12 protein-coding genes are annotated in these 14758 nt (G+C 32.1%); 8 read left to right on the forward strand and 4 right to left on the reverse strand.

Translation table 11 applies throughout. The features are described from left to right. Position 1 precedes the first annotated feature (1 nt). The gene (locus AC2D8I_RS06910) at positions 2-1030 is read right to left on the reverse strand and encodes a transporter (protein WP_484705262.1); all 1029 of its coding nucleotides are present in this window, start codon (positions 1028-1030) and stop codon (positions 2-4) included. Between the two features lie 121 nt (positions 1031-1151). On the opposite strand from AC2D8I_RS06910, the gene AC2D8I_RS06915 reads away from it, so the two are divergent. From AC2D8I_RS06915 to AC2D8I_RS06930, 4 genes are all read left to right on the forward strand, one after another. Further along, positions 1152-1415 carry a DUF4834 family protein gene (locus AC2D8I_RS06915; protein WP_484705263.1) on the forward strand — a complete coding sequence of 88 codons (264 nt, stop codon included), beginning with the start codon at positions 1152-1154 and terminating at the stop codon, positions 1413-1415. Positions 1416-1559: 144 nt separating this feature from the next. Next, the gene (locus tag AC2D8I_RS06920) at positions 1560-4013 is read left to right on the forward strand and encodes a YfhO family protein (RefSeq protein WP_484705264.1); all 2454 of its coding nucleotides are present in this window, start codon (positions 1560-1562) and stop codon (positions 4011-4013) included. Between the two features lie 68 nt (positions 4014-4081). Next, entirely contained in the window at positions 4082-5368 is a 1287-nt protein-coding gene (locus AC2D8I_RS06925; protein ID WP_484705265.1) for a glycosyltransferase, read from the forward strand. Beyond that, positions 5368-6822, forward strand: coding sequence for a lipopolysaccharide biosynthesis protein (locus AC2D8I_RS06930; protein ID WP_484705266.1), 1455 nt, complete (start codon positions 5368-5370; stop codon positions 6820-6822). Before AC2D8I_RS06925 ends, AC2D8I_RS06930 begins: the two co-directional genes overlap by 1 nt. A gap of 72 nt (positions 6823-6894) precedes the next feature. Here AC2D8I_RS06930 and AC2D8I_RS06935 read toward each other — a convergent pair whose 3' ends face one another. Next, on the reverse strand, positions 6895-7917 hold the full coding sequence (locus AC2D8I_RS06935; protein ID WP_484705267.1) for a hypothetical protein: 1023 nt from the start codon (positions 7915-7917) through the stop codon (positions 6895-6897). A 127-nt stretch (positions 7918-8044) separates the two neighbouring features. On the opposite strand from AC2D8I_RS06935, the gene AC2D8I_RS06940 reads away from it, so the two are divergent. Continuing rightward, positions 8045-8656, forward strand: coding sequence for a DEAD/DEAH box helicase (locus tag AC2D8I_RS06940; protein ID WP_484705268.1), 612 nt, complete (start codon positions 8045-8047; stop codon positions 8654-8656). 175 nt (positions 8657-8831) lie between these two features. On the opposite strand, the gene AC2D8I_RS06945 is transcribed toward AC2D8I_RS06940, so the two are convergent. Continuing rightward, positions 8832-9536: a hypothetical protein gene (locus AC2D8I_RS06945; RefSeq protein WP_484705269.1), complete on the reverse strand. Its 705-nt coding sequence runs from the start codon at positions 9534-9536 to the stop codon at positions 8832-8834. A gap of 258 nt (positions 9537-9794) precedes the next feature. On the opposite strand from AC2D8I_RS06945, the gene AC2D8I_RS06950 reads away from it, so the two are divergent. Beyond that, on the forward strand, positions 9795-10856 hold the full coding sequence (locus AC2D8I_RS06950; protein WP_484705270.1) for a DUF3667 domain-containing protein: 1062 nt from the start codon (positions 9795-9797) through the stop codon (positions 10854-10856). A gap of 31 nt (positions 10857-10887) precedes the next feature. Here the strand turns inward: AC2D8I_RS06950 and uvrA are convergent, their stop codons facing one another. After that, positions 10888-13674, reverse strand: coding sequence for an excinuclease ABC subunit UvrA (uvrA, locus tag AC2D8I_RS06955; protein ID WP_484705271.1), 2787 nt, complete (start codon positions 13672-13674; stop codon positions 10888-10890). Between the two features lie 258 nt (positions 13675-13932). Between uvrA and AC2D8I_RS06960 the strand changes: the two genes are divergently transcribed. After that, positions 13933-14517 (forward strand): RNA polymerase sigma factor, encoded by a 585-nt coding sequence (locus AC2D8I_RS06960; protein WP_484705272.1) that lies wholly within the window; start codon positions 13933-13935, stop codon positions 14515-14517. A 53-nt stretch (positions 14518-14570) separates the two neighbouring features. After that, positions 14571-14714, forward strand: a complete 144-nt coding sequence (locus AC2D8I_RS06965; protein ID WP_484705273.1) for a hypothetical protein — start codon at positions 14571-14573, stop codon at positions 14712-14714. Positions 14715-14758: the final 44 nt, after the last annotated feature.

The raw sequence follows: 14758 nt of genomic DNA on the forward strand, positions 1-14758 counted from the left end.
ATTAGTCTTCGTCATCAAAATCAATCTCTTGGATTTCTTTTTTCTGTTTTTTGCTATCATCAGGGGTTTTGCTACTATTATCGTTTTTACTTTTCTTTCTTTTTTTACTTGCTTTTCTTTCTGCTTCTTCTGCAGCAGAAACACCGTTGTCAGGTTTTGCATCCTCATGGAAATCTAATCGATAAGATACGCCAAAGTTTAAACTAAAAACCGAAGGCGTGTCTTTTGTATTAAAGGTTAAAGCAGTATCTAACTGAAAATCTTTCCCCCATAAATAAGCGCCTCCAAAACGAAAAAGGTTGTCAGCATAGAAATCACTTTTTATGCCTTGGGTTTCTCCAAATAAAACGACTTTTTCATTTATTGCTTTTGTTAAGGTAAGGATATATTGAAAATCTGAATATTCCGATCCAATTCTATCCTTTATTAAATTTATAACCATTACCCATCCACTGGCAAAATTATTTTGAGACGCAATCATTATTTTGGGGCTAACGCCTTCAACATCGGGAGCCGTTAGCGGATTGTCTTTAGTATCAAAATTAGCACCAAGATACACTGATACAGCTGGAATTAAAGATTTCCACTTAAATTTTTTATTAGCGTGAAAGCTATATAAATTTGCGTTTTCTTCTTCTGTATTTTTATACGGGTCGTATACTAAATACTTAGCACCTAAAGTTAAGTTTTTAAAATTTGCACGTTTGTTTTCAACGGGAGTAAAAGAACGGTTATCTGTTAACCTATCATTTTGGTAGGCCCCTTCTAGGTTTATTTCTAAAGGAGCATACAATAACCCGTAACGTGCTGCAAAATCAATTCCAAAACCTGAAACATCATAATTTAAAGGTGTATGTTTTTCTTTTACGGTATATGGCCCTGCTTCAAATTGTACTACATTGGTACCAACAGAAAAGGCAGAACGAGAAGCTCCTGGTCTATTAGAATTTATAACATCTGTATACTGTGCATTTGTATTATAAGTAACTATAAGCAGGATGAGCAGTAAAAAGATTTTTTTTAAAGGCATAAATATTAGGTTTGCTCCAAATATAGAGATTTTATATAATTTTTAAGTATTTATAGCTGAAATTACCCATAGAGTATTGTATTTTTGTTTAAATAATTTTTAACAATAATATCGCTATTTTATGGGGTTATTAAGGACCATATTTATAATATTAGTAATTTATTACGTATTCAAGATTTTATCTAGGATTTTCGGGCCTTTATTTTTGAAATATCTAAGTAAAAAGGCTACGCAACAATTTGGTGGTCAATTCGGTGATTTTCAGAATAAAAGCCAGCGTGAAAAGCAAAAAAAAGAAGGCGAAATTACCATCGATAAAATGCCTAATAATAAAACATCTAATAAAAACGTAGGGGAATACGTAGATTACGAAGAGATTGAGTAGTTTTACCTAAGCTGAATAATTATTCTTGTAAATAATAGATTAGCTGTCTTTTTTATTGTAAACGAATTTAAAATTTCAATTCCAATTTAGTCTAATCTCGAAAAATATGATTATTTTTCAGCTTCACAGTATTTAATACATTTTATGCAACTTTCATTTAAGAGAATTCTACCTCATATACTCGTTATTATTGGGTTTATAATACTAGCTTTAGCTTATTTTAGTCCTGTTTTAAAAGGAAAACAAATATTACAGAGTGATATTGTCCATTATGTAGGGATGGCTAAACAGCAAATGGATTTTAAGGCAGATACCGGAGAAGAAACCTATTGGACTAATAGCGCCTTCGGCGGGATGCCAACTTATCAATTAGGCGCAAAATATCCTCACAATTATATTAAAAAACTAGATTTAGCATTGCGGTTTTTACCACGACCTGCAGATTATCTGTTCCTCTATTTTATAGGGTTTTACATCCTATTATTAAGTTTAAAAGTTAATTATAAACTTTCAGCTCTTGGTGCTTTGGCCTTTGGGTTTTCTACCTACCTTATTATAATTTTAGGTGTTGGGCATAATAGTAAAGCGCATGCAATTGCCTATATGCCTTTAGTTTTAAGTGGTATAGTACTTATATTTCGAAAAAAACACATTTTAGGATTTTTGATTACTACAATTGGTTTGGCCTTAGAATTGGTGGCAAACCATTTTCAAATGACTTATTATTTAATGTTTTTAGTTATAATAATAGGACTTGCGTATTTAGTAGACGCTTATCGTAAGAAGCTATTACCACATTATTTTAAAGCGATAGGGATTATGGTTGTAGCCGTTATTTTGGCTATCGGTTTAAATGCAACTAATATTTTAGCCACTCAAGAGTATGTTAAAGAAAGCACCCGTGGGAAAAGTGAATTGACTATTAATCCTGATGGTTCCCCAAAGGCAGACACTTCTGGATTAAGTAACGCATACATTACAGAGTATAGTTATGGGTTTCTGGAAAGTTTTAACTTATTTATTCCAAGATTACTAGGTGGAGGAAATGGAGAGGATATTGGTAAAGATTCGGAGCTTTATAAAGTCTATTTAAAGTTAGGGGCAACGCCATTGCAAGCAAAAAATGCAACGAAAAGTGCACCGACTTATTGGGGGAATCAAACTATAGTAGAAGCGCCAGCTTATGTAGGTGCAGTTACTCTATTTTTATTCGTATTTTCATTATTTTTAGTAAAAGGACGTTTAAAATGGTGGTTAGTAGGAGGGACATTAATGTCCTTAATACTATCTTGGGGAAAGAATTGGTTTTGGGGAACAGCTGGAGATCCAGAAGGAAACCCTATTACTAATTTTATGATTGATTATATACCGTTGTATGATAAATTTAGAGCAGTAAGTTCAATACAAGTAATATTAGAATTGTGTATTCCAGTACTGGCTATTTTTGCCTTAGTGCAATTATTCAATAACAAAGGTGAAAAGAAGGAAATAGAGAAGCTTAAGGCTTTAAAGTTTACAGTATTGATTACTGCAGGTTTAGCAACGGTGTTTTTGTTAATAAAAGCCATAGGCTGGTTAGATTTTGTGGGTGTAAATGATGGATATTATCGTCAGAATTTAGGTTTAGAATTTGTAGATGCCATTCGCGAAGATCGAAAAATGATTTTTACTCAGGATACATACAGAACTTTGATATTAGTCATCCTTTCGGCAGGAACTGTTTTCTTTTTTCTAAGAAAGAAACTAAATGAAACTAAAGCGATTATTATTTTTGCAGCATTAATACTCTTCGATTTGGTTGGTGTAGATAGACGTTATGTTAATACCGACAATTTTGTTTCGAAAAGACGCGTTGAAAAACCATATCAGGCTACATCGGCAGATCTAGATATACATAAGGATAAATCTCATTTTAGAGTTTTCGACTTAACCTCTGCTGGTGCAAAAGCATCTTATTTCCATAACTCACTTAGTGGGTATCACGCTGCTAAACTAAAACGTTATGATGATATTTATAATTTTTATGTGATTAGAAATAATATCAACGTTTTAAACATGCTTAATACCAAGTACGTTATTGATAATGACGACAAAAGACAACCTTACGCTTATCTTAATGAAGATGCTAATGGAAATGCTTGGTTTATTAAGGAACTAAAGCCATTAAAATCTGCCAATGCGGAAATTAAGGCATTAGAGACTCTAGATAATAAGCAAATCGCGGTTATAAATGAAAAACAACTAAGTCCTACTCATAAAAACACATTTATTGTAGACTCTTTAGCTTCAATAAATGTAATAGAGTACAAGCCTAATTATATTAAATACGATTCAAAGAATTTAAATGATGGGTTTGCTGTGTTTTCTGAAATGTATTATGGTAACGGATGGAATGCATACATCGATAAAGCATTAGTCCCTTATTATAAGGTTAATTATGCGTTAAGAGGGCTAGATATCCCTAAAGGGAAGCACACCATAGAGTTTAAGTTTGAGCCTAAAGTCGTAAAGACAGGAAGTGTAATTTCATTAGCCAGTTCTATTTTGCTAGTATTTTTGCTAATTGGAGGGCTATTCTATAAATTTAAGAAGTCGTAATGATTACTTTTATAGTATAAGAGAACTTGTTATTTTTAATACTAATATAAAATATCTAATTATAAGGAATGCCTATAGTGGATAAAAAAAAAGTGCTTGTTATTACTTATTATTGGCCTCCAGCTGGAGGTCCAGGCGTGCAACGCTGGTTGAAATTTGTAAAGTATCTTCCAGATTTTAATGTAGAACCCATAGTATATTGTCCAGAAAACCCAAATTATCCATTGGTCGATCATAGTTTAGATGAAGAGGTGTCTAAAGCGCTTATGGTTCTAAAACAACCTATAAAGGAACCTTATAAATTAGCAGGGTTATTTTCAAAGCAATCTAAAACAATAAGTAAAGGGATTATTTCCTCGGAAAAAAAACAAAGTTTTGTAGAAAAACTCTTGTTGTATGTGCGGGGCAATTTTTTTATTCCAGATGCTAGGAAAAATTGGGTAAAACCATCAATAATATATCTTGAAAAATATATTAATAAGCATGCTATTAAAACCATCGTAACAACTGGTCCGCCGCATAGTTTACATTTAATAGGTTTAGCTTTAAAAAAAGAGTTAGGCATAAAGTGGCTAGCCGATTTTAGAGATCCTTGGACAACAATAGGCTATCATAAGCAGTTGCGGTTAACAGAACGTGCTGCACAGAAACATAAAGCTTTAGAAAAGGAGGTTTTAAGTTTTGCAGATGAAATTATAGTGACAAGTAATAATACGAAACAGGAGTTTAAGCAAATAACGACGCGTCCTATTACGGTAATAACTAATGGGTACGATATAGAGAAAGTAAGGCGACCTGCTTTAGATCAATGTTTTTCGATTTCTCATATTGGGTCATTATTATCCAAACGAAACCCTAAAGTGCTTTGGAAAGTTTTAAAAGATTTAATAGTTGAGGAAAGGGGGTTTGCAAATGTCTTGGAGATTAATTTTGTTGGAGCAGTGAGTCGTTCTGTTTTAAAAACAATGGAGTCCTATGGTTTAAAAAACTACATTAATAATAAAGGTTATGTGTCTCATAAAGACGCAATCATTTATCAAAAAAAGACGCAAGTTTTATTAATGGTAGAAATAGATTCTGAAGATACAAAAGCTATTATACCAGGAAAATTGTTTGAATATATGGTGTCCGAAAGACCAATTATAGCATTGGGACCCAAAGATTCTGATGTAGAAACGATTTTAAAAGAAACCAATACAGGTTGTTACTTTAATTATGATGATTACGACGGATTAAAGTGTTTATTAAGAATGCATTATAAAGCCTTTACTTCGGGAGATCTAAGATCACAGCCTGTCAATTTGCAGAAATATAGTCGAAAACAACTTACAAAAACCTTGTCTAAACTCTTATAATGGGAATAGTCGTAAATCAATCTATTAAAAATACACTGCTAACTTATTTAGGGTTTTCTATTGGTGCTATTAATGTCTTGTTTTTGTTTACCAAATTTATGTCTTCAGAATATTATGGGCTGATTGCTTATATATTATCTTCTGCAAATATTTTAATGCCTTTGATGGCTTTTGGAGTACATAATACTATTGTAAAGTTTTATTCTTCTTTTAAAACGCGACAATCACAAAATGCTTTTTTAAGCTTAATGCTATTTTTACCGCTTGTTATTATTGTGCCTGGAGCAATAATTGGTTGGTTATGTGTAGAAAACATTAGTCTTTTTTTGTCCAAAGAAAATACTATAATAAGCGATTATGTGTGGTATATTTTTATAGCAGCGATAGCCTTTGCTTATTTCGAAGTTTTTTATGCATGGAGTAAAATACAACTGCAAAGTGTATTTGGTAATTTTATGAAAGAAGTTTTTCATAGAATTTGTACAACCGCATTACTTATAGGCTTATTCTATGAGCTGCTAACTGTTGAACAGTTAATTATAGGGATTATTATTGTTTATGCATTACGAATGAATATAATGATGGTGTATGCTTTTAGTTTGAGATTACCAGTTTTTAGATGGCAAAAAATAAATAAGCTAGGTGCTATTTTAAAATACACATCGCTTATTATATTGGCAGGATCTGTAGCAAATATTATTTTGGAGATAGATAAATTTATGATAGGCCAGTACGTCACTATAGAAAATGTGGCTTATTATAGTGTCGCCATATATATAGCATCTGTTGTTGGCGTGCCTTCTCGCTCTATGCACCAAATAACATACCCATTAACGGCTCGACTTTTAAATGAAAATAATATGATAGAGTTAAAAACACTTTATCAAAAGAGTTCTTTGAGTTTACTTATTGTGAGCGGATTTATTTTTCTTATTATTATATTAAACATAAATCAGTTATATTATTTAATACCTAAAGAATATACAGGAGGAATACTTGTAGTTTTTGTTATAGGTTTAATAAAGCTTTTCGATAATATACTAGGAAATAACAATGCTATTTTATTTAATAGCGATTATTATAAAATAGTACTTCTATTGGGGGTGATTCTAGCCGTTTCTACCATTTTGTTGAATATGGTTTTTATTCCTAAGTTCGGGATTAATGGAGCAGCTTATGCAACAGGAGTTGCTATATTCCTGTACAATACTATTAAAATAGGATTTGTTTATGTTAAATTTAATATGCTGCCATTTACAATAAATACATTAAAAACAATGGTGTTAATAGGGATTTGTGGGGCAGGTTTCTATTTTTGGGATTTTCAGTTTCTCCCTATAGTTAACATTGCATTAAAATCAATATTGGTTAGTGTCGTTTATGGTTTTGTAGTCTATATTTTCGATTTTTCTGAAGACATTACTCTGTTAATTAATAAAATACTAAAACGATGAAAACACCTGCTACTTTTGCTATATGGCACATAGCTTGGTAACAGGATGTTTAACCTACTTAAAATATTGTGTTTATCTTCTTCGGCTAGATTTAGATCTAGATGTTGTTTTACTGGATTTAGCGTTAGATGATCTGTAGAGACTTGTTTGTGGTTTATTTTTTTTAGTATATGTTTTATTACGAGTGCTTCTTATTCTAGAATGACTAGCAGGTCTATTGTTAATTCTTGAAGAAGCGGTTTTATAATACGATTTAGAAGGGGCTGATTTTGAAAGTGCTCTATTCGTTTTTCGAGCGACATTCTGTGGTCTTGTTCTTAAGTCCTTTCTTTTAGACGTAGTAAAATAATTTCCGCCTCGAGGTCTAGACGAAGCTGCTCTTACAGTTCTTCCTTTAGTACGCGAAGCGTAATTTTTGTTTCTAGTTATGCTGTGTCCATTTCTTCTTGCAACAGCAGTTGTACGACGGTAATTGTTTGTATACGGTCTGTCATATCTATAGCGAACAGGGGCGTAATGCTGTCTGTAAGGTCTGTTATAGACCACACAGTAGTTGTAGGACGGAATAGTATAATAGGTGTGCCAAGGTCTTTGTACATAAACCCTATTGTAAGTGTTAATAAAACCAGTACAGTTGTAAAACCTGTTATAGCTATCATAATGAACATATAATCCTCCAACTCTAGAGATATAACCGCTGTTATTGTAGCTAATACAGATGTCTCCAGCTTGGCGTATTCTTCCATAATAATCATAAAATATTGGCGTATTCTTTATCTGGATAATAGCACCATATTCATCATATTGTACATAGGAATTATAATCATAACCGGTATTAAAACTAATGTTTACATTAGACGTATTTATAGAAACATTGACTTCAGATCTAGGGTTTGGAATGTGAAAATCAAATTGACCATCTGGAAAAATTGAAAATTCTATTCCACGTTCATTAAAAATAAACGATTTGCCGTAGCCGCTATATTCGGGATAAGAAGTATAAGAATCGATACTGTTAATTTTAGAATGAGTACCAGCATTAGCAATGGATACCGCAGTGAATAAAACAGAAAATAAAAGAAATACTTTTTTCATAATAATTCGTTTTTAGGGTGGATGATTTTAGAAATACAAGCATCGTGCCAAAAACAGAAAGACGATCATTTTGCTAACTCGAAAATTACCTTTAGCTTCGTTGTTCATAATAATGAACATCTAAATTATGTCATTTAAAAAATTAAATCCAGAGCTTAAAGAGGCTTTGATGAGTAAAGGCTTTGAGGCTCCAACCGCTTTTCAAAAAAAAGTTTTACCTAAAATAAAAGGAGGTACAGATTTATATGCTATAGGACCAAAAAATAGTGGGAAAACAACAGCTATTATTATCGCGACAATGCAAAAATTGGGTAGCAAGGCTTTTGAAGATGCACCTAGAGCTTTAATATTAGTGGAAAATAAAGTAAAAGCATTAAAGCTTAAAGCGGACTTTTTAGAGTTTACTAGACGTACAGATTTAAGAATATATGCCGCTTATGATGAGCATAGTATTGATGCTGAAAAAGACGAAATTTATTACGGACAGGATGTAATAATAGCAACACCAAAGCGATTAAATAAGTTATTTTATATTAATGCCATTAATGTAACGCAGTTAAAACTGTTTATTATTGAAGATGCTGAATTTTCTGAAAAAGGTGCTTTTTTCGCAGATGTAAACCGTATTCCAGAAAGCATTGGGAAATGCCAGTATGCGATTTTTTCTACAAAACTAAGTGATAGATTGTTACGCTTTAAGGAAACGTTTATGTATAATTCTCAGGTTTTAGAAGTATAGTGTCTAGGAATAATAGCTTGAAATTACCTTTGCCTCTAAAGCGGCTATAATTATAGTCAAAACGCTCAGAATTGTATACTAAATTCTGAGCGCTTAAAAGGCTACCGTTTATAATAAAATAGGGGCATATTTTTTAAGTGAAAATAAAGCCCCATCTGCATACTGTTAAAATAGGTTATGCTTTCTTTTTTTTACTTTTTTCGCTCTTTTTATAGTAGTATAAATCAGAGTCTTCTTCCAGGTTCTGATTCCAGTGAATGTTATCATAATGATTATTTTCATGTGAATGGGGTTCAAAATGATTAATGTCGCAGGTTGTATTATTATAAAAGCTACAATCCCGATTGTTAAAATTAACAGATCCAGACGTTCTTATTATTCGTCCTTTACGATTATATTTAATGTGTAATCCTCCAATCTGCCTTGCTAAATCTGCGCGATTATAACTAATGTAAATTGTGCCTATGCGTTTAACTTGACCAATTCGATTGTAATTAATAAAAACATTGCCTATACGTCTTACTTTTCCATCATAATCATGCGTGATGATAATACCTCTAGTTTTTGGAGGCGAATAGTTAACAGGAGTTCTAGGAGCTCCAAAAGTATTATTTAAAGCTGTCTGTCTTTTTTTTGTTCTTCTGTAGTAACTAGTGTCGTTATTGTAGTGATTACTTTTAGTATTTGTATTGAAATCAAAACTACCATCAGGAAAAATTAAGAATTCTACACCACGTTCTACAAACTGAATGGGTTGTGTATAGCGATAGTGTGCTGTAATAATCGCTTTATCTTCTTTAGCAGTATCCATTTTTTCTGCTGCTGTTACAGTTGCTAGCCCCGCTAACAATATTGTAAATAATTGTACTACTGTTTTCATATGTATTAGGGATTTAGATTATGCCTACTCATTTAGCTTTTCGGCTTACGCTATTGTTTTTATATTTTCAATTAGTGTGCCATAAATGTAATATCTTGTTAGTGAGTTGATAACTGTTTTTTGTATGTTTAATTACTAGTATAGGAATCTAAAAAAATGCGTTTTTACCTCAATTTATATAGAAAAACAATAACAAGTGTTTTGCAAATAAATCAAACCATTTAATTTTTTTTATTTTTGGGCAACTAAATTATCCCTATGTCTAAAGAAACTGTAGATTGTAAGAACTGTGAAAAAGTATTCGAAAAACATTTTCAGTTTTGTCCACATTGCGGACAAAAGACAAAAGAAGAATTAACGATTGGCGTGCTCTTCTATAATACCATAAGTAATTACTTTACTTTTGATGCGCGTTTTTTTAAAAGTATTCTGCCTTTAATGCTTAAGCCTGGTTATTTGGCAGCACGATTTATAGAAGGGAAACGGTTATTATATTTACATCCGGCTCAAATGTACCTGTTTGTTACTATTGTATTTTTCTTCTTGTTTTCTTTTAGGGCAAGAGAGCAAAAAGAAATATTAAATGGCGAATTTAAAAAAACGATAGAAACCGAAACATTCTCAGCGATATATGAAGATGTTAAATTAGAAGATACGGCTGTAGTGGACAAGACGGCTATAGATCCATTAAAAAATAATGCGCTCTTAATGGAGTTAGAGGCGGAGAATATTAAAAAAACAGATACAGTAATAGAAAACGAGGCTATAACTAAAGACCTTGGGTTTAATGTAAAAGCAATAGACTCTCTAATTGCTATAAACGCTCCAGATACCGAAATGTACAAAATAATGGGTTTAGAAGAAAACGACAGTTCTTTTAAACACAGGTTTTATAAGCAAGCATTAAAATTTTATAAGAAACGCGAAGGCGGCACTATTTATCAATCGGTTATAAATAAAATTCCTATTTCGATGTTCATTTTATTGCCCATCTTTTCCTTGATTTTAAAATTACTGTTTTTTAGAAGTGGGCGTTTTTCTCATCATCTCGTTTTTTCTTTTTACTTTTTTTCTTACTTATTTACAGTATTTAGTATTCTTTTAATAATAAACTATACAGCAAATATTATTCCAGAAGGTTTTCTTTTTTTAATCGTGTTATCAACATTTATTTACCTGCTTATAGCGATTAGAAATTTTTATGGACAAAGCTGGTTTTTAAGTTTATTTAAAACAGGATTAGCAACTGTAATTTATATATTATTTATTATACCAATAGCATTTGGGATTATGGGCTTTTTTGCTTTTATGTTGTATTAGTATATTGTAAAGCAATAATATAAATCTGTTTTTATAGTTTTTCTTTTAGGTACACTCCTGTTTCTGAAGCTTTATTTTTAATGACTTCTTCAGGATTCCCAAAAGCCACAAGATGCCCGCCTTTTTCGCCACCTGTAGGACCGAGATCTATAATATGATCGGCACATTTAATGAGTTCTAAATTGTGTTCTACTACAATAATAGAATGTCCTTTTTCTATTAAGGCATTGAATGAGGTTAATAGTTTTTGTATGTCGTGAAAATGCAATCCAGTTGTAGGTTCGTCAAATATAAAAAGGGCAGTCTCTTTAGTGTTTCCTTTGCCTAAAAAAGAGGCTAATTTTATACGTTGTGCTTCACCACCCGAAAGAGTAGAGGAGCTTTGCCCTAAAGTAACATAGCCGAGTCCTACGTCTTGAAGTGGTTGTAATTTGTTTTTTATTTTAGGAACGCCATTCTCATCAAAAAAAGCAATAGCATCATCTATGGTCATACTTAAAACATCATCAATATTCTTGTCGGCAAAAGAGACTTCTAAAACTTCTTTTTTGAAGCGCTTACCTTTACAGGTTTCACACTCCAAATGCACATCGGCCATAAATTGCATTTCTATGGTAACCACACCTTCGCCTTTACAAGTCTCGCATCTACCACCATCTACATTAAATGAAAAATGTTTAGCTTGGTAGTTTCTAATAAGGCTTAATTTTTGTTTGGAGTACAAAGCGCGAATATCATCGTAAGCTTTTATGTATGTTACAGGATTTGATCGCGACGAACGACCAATAGGGTTTTGGTCAACAAATTCGATATGTTTTACGTTACTATAATTACCTTTTAAATCAGAAAATTGACCAGGCTTATCCCCAAAACCTGTAAGTTTTTTTTGTATTGCAGGATATAGTATTTTCTTAACTAAGGTGCTTTTTCCACTTCCTGAAACACCTGTAATTACAGTTAGCATTCCTAAAGGAAACGTAACGGTTATATTTTTTAAGTTATGCTCGCGTGCTCCTATAATATTAATATGATATTTTGATGTGCGTCGTTTTTTAGGCACTTCAATGCTTAACGTTTCATTTAAGTATTGCGCGGTTAAAGAATTTGATTTTAAGATCTCGGCATAGGTTCCTGTAGCAACAACATGGCCTCCAAAGGTACCTGCTTCTGGACCGATATCGATTATTTCATCAGAAGCTTTCATAATATCATCGTCGTGCTCTACAACAATAACAGTATTCCCTAAATCACGTAGCGCTTTTAGTACAACAATTAAACGTTCGGTATCTTTTGGGTGCAGCCCAATGCTTGGTTCATCGAGAATGTACATAGACCCTACTAGGCTACTACCTAGCGAGGTTGCTAAATTTATGCGCTGACTTTCTCCTCCAGAGAGAGTATTGGACTTTCGATTTAAGGTTAAGTAATTTAATCCAACATTAGATAAGAAACTTAAACGGTTGTTTATTTCTTTTAATAAGCGTTTTGCAATGGTAGTATCATGTGCGTTAAGTTTTAAATCTTCAAAGAATAGTGCGAGCTTGTCTAGAGGCATTTCTACTAAATCTGTTAGTGTCTTTCCTGCAATTTTTACATAATCTGCTTCTAGACGTAAACGTTTTCCATTACAAGTTTTACATTTTGTTTTTCCGCGATAGCGAGAGAGCATTACTCGGTTTTGGATTTTGTAGGATTTGGATTCTAGTTCGGCAAAAAAAGAAGACAGCCCTTCAAAGTATTTGTTCCCTTTCCAAAGGAGTTGTTTGTGTTTATCTGTTAATTCGAAATAAGGTTTATGGATGGGGAAATCAAAATGATGGGAATTATTTACGAGTTGATCTCTGTAAAAACTCATACTTTCTCCTCTCCATGGAAAAATAGCATTTTCATAAATAGAAAGCGCTGTATTGGGGAAAACTAAGTCGTCATCAATACCTATAGTATCGCCATAGCCTTCACATTTTGGGCAAGCGCCATAGGGATTATTGAAGCTAAATAAATGTACGTTAGGTTCTAGAAATGTAATGTCATCTAATTCAAACTTATTACTAAAAGATCGTATCGTACTATTTTTGAGTGTTTCGATGTAGCATTCGCCTTTACCTTCAAAAAAAGCTGTTTGTACTGCATCTGCTAAACGGTTATAAAAATCTTCATCATTTTTTACAATGATACGATCTACTACCAAAAAGAGAGCTTTTGTGTTTTTAGTAATGTGATATGCTTCATCAATACGTATTATTTTACCTTCTGCTTTTATACGTGCATAACCTTGCTGGTTTAATACTTTTAACTTGTCTTCTATTGTTCTCCCTTCTTCTAAATGGATAGGGGCGAGGAGCAGGAGTTTTTCGCCATTATCAATGGTTTTAATAAAATCTAAAACATCAGACACGCTGTCTTTTTTTACTTCTAGACCAGATTTAGGCGAATAGGTCTTTCCTATTCTTGCAAACAATAGTTTAAGGTAGTCATAGATTTCAGTAGTTGTACCTACGGTAGAACGTGGATTTGTAGAATTTACCTTTTGTTCTATTGCAATAGCTGGCGCAATTCCTTTAATATAATCTACTTTAGGTTTGTTTAACCGCCCAAGAAATTGCCTTGCATAACTAGATAGACTTTCAACATAACGTCTTTGACCTTCAGCATAAAGGGTGTCGAAAGCTAAGCTGGATTTACCTGAACCCGATAATCCTGTTATAACAACAAGCTTATTTCTCGGAATTACGACATCTATATTTTTTAGGTTGTGTAATTTAGCCCCTTTTATAATAATATTTTTTTTAGGGTTTACTTCAGAAAGACTAGTATCCATAGGTGTTTGTTAAAAATAGTTAAGCAAAGATAGCATAAGTATTTTAGGTTGTAAATAAGATTATTGTGCAATAAAATGTTAAAACTTCATTTTTTTTTTGCTTTTTTTAAATGAATGTTGTTATATTTGACTCAGTTCATTAACAATTAAACGCCCTAAATAATAACCCAAATACTTTCGCCTATAGCAAATTTTTACTTTTTTAATTTATAAACCCCTTATGTATGAAGTTCGCTTCTGCAAAAAAAAGTAAAGATTATGAGAAAAGAACTTATCTCGGACGCAACACTAGTGAACAGCTATATTAAAGGCGATGAATCCTCTCTAGAGACATTAATTAAAAGGCATAAGCAACGTGTATATAGTTTTATATACTCTAAGGTGTATGATAGAGATGTTGCTGAAGATATTTTTCAAGACGCCTTTATTAAGGTTATAAAAACCTTGAAAAGAGGAACGTATAATGAGGAAGGGAAGTTTTTGCCCTGGGTAATGCGTATTTCTCATAATTTAATTATCGATTATTTTAGAAAAAGTAACAGGATGCCGAAGTTTGACAATAGCGGTGAGTTCAATGTTTTTTCTGTATTAAGTGATAATAGTTTAAATGCAGAAAAAAGCTTGATTAAAAATCAAGTAGAAACAGATGTTAGACGTTTAATTGATAAACTCCCAGAAGATCAAAAAGAAGTGATTCTTATGCGTATGTATAATGATATGAGTTTTAAAGAAATATCAGAGCGTACAGGAGTAAGTATTAATACTGCTTTAGGAAGAATGCGTTATGCACTCATTAATATGCGTAAAATAATTGATAAGCATAATATTATATTAACCAATTAGTGCAATATTGTATGTTTTGATGCGTTATTAAATTATAACCGTTAAAAATAGATATGGCAAAACTTTACTCTAAGAAATGTAAACAAGAGATTAATTTGAATCCAAAAGAGGAAACAATAGATTTTATACTTAGCTATTCTAAAGCATTAAGCATTATAAACTATAATGAAATGATGTTTGAGTCGCTTCAAAATTAAATTAGAGGAAACGGGTTATAGGTATAAATAACTTATAAAACTTT

The sequence above is a fragment of the Lacinutrix sp. YIN62 genome (assembly GCF_057219185.1).

Bases quoted from the DNA above. Each gene is read 5' to 3' on its own strand.
- AC2D8I_RS06925 (WP_484705265.1), top strand. From the start codon at position 4,082: ATGCCTATAGTGGATAAAAAAAAAGTGCTTGTTATTACTTATTATTGG.
- AC2D8I_RS06910 (WP_484705262.1), bottom strand. From the start codon at position 1,030: ATGCCTTTAAAAAAAATCTTTTTACTGCTCATCCTGCTTATAGTTACT.
- AC2D8I_RS06960 (WP_484705272.1), top strand. From the start codon at position 13,933: ATGAGAAAAGAACTTATCTCGGACGCAACACTAGTGAACAGCTATATT.
- uvrA (WP_484705271.1), bottom strand. From the start codon at position 13,674: ATGGATACTAGTCTTTCTGAAGTAAACCCTAAAAAAAATATTATTATA.
- AC2D8I_RS06915 (WP_484705263.1), top strand. From the start codon at position 1,152: ATGGGGTTATTAAGGACCATATTTATAATATTAGTAATTTATTACGTA.
- AC2D8I_RS06945 (WP_484705269.1), bottom strand. From the start codon at position 9,536: ATGAAAACAGTAGTACAATTATTTACAATATTGTTAGCGGGGCTAGCA.
- AC2D8I_RS06950 (WP_484705270.1), top strand. From the start codon at position 9,795: ATGTCTAAAGAAACTGTAGATTGTAAGAACTGTGAAAAAGTATTCGAA.
- AC2D8I_RS06920 (WP_484705264.1), top strand. From the start codon at position 1,560: ATGCAACTTTCATTTAAGAGAATTCTACCTCATATACTCGTTATTATT.
- AC2D8I_RS06935 (WP_484705267.1), bottom strand. From the start codon at position 7,917: ATGAAAAAAGTATTTCTTTTATTTTCTGTTTTATTCACTGCGGTATCC.
- AC2D8I_RS06930 (WP_484705266.1), top strand. From the start codon at position 5,368: ATGGGAATAGTCGTAAATCAATCTATTAAAAATACACTGCTAACTTAT.
- AC2D8I_RS06965 (WP_484705273.1), top strand. From the start codon at position 14,571: ATGGCAAAACTTTACTCTAAGAAATGTAAACAAGAGATTAATTTGAAT.
- AC2D8I_RS06940 (WP_484705268.1), top strand. From the start codon at position 8,045: ATGTCATTTAAAAAATTAAATCCAGAGCTTAAAGAGGCTTTGATGAGT.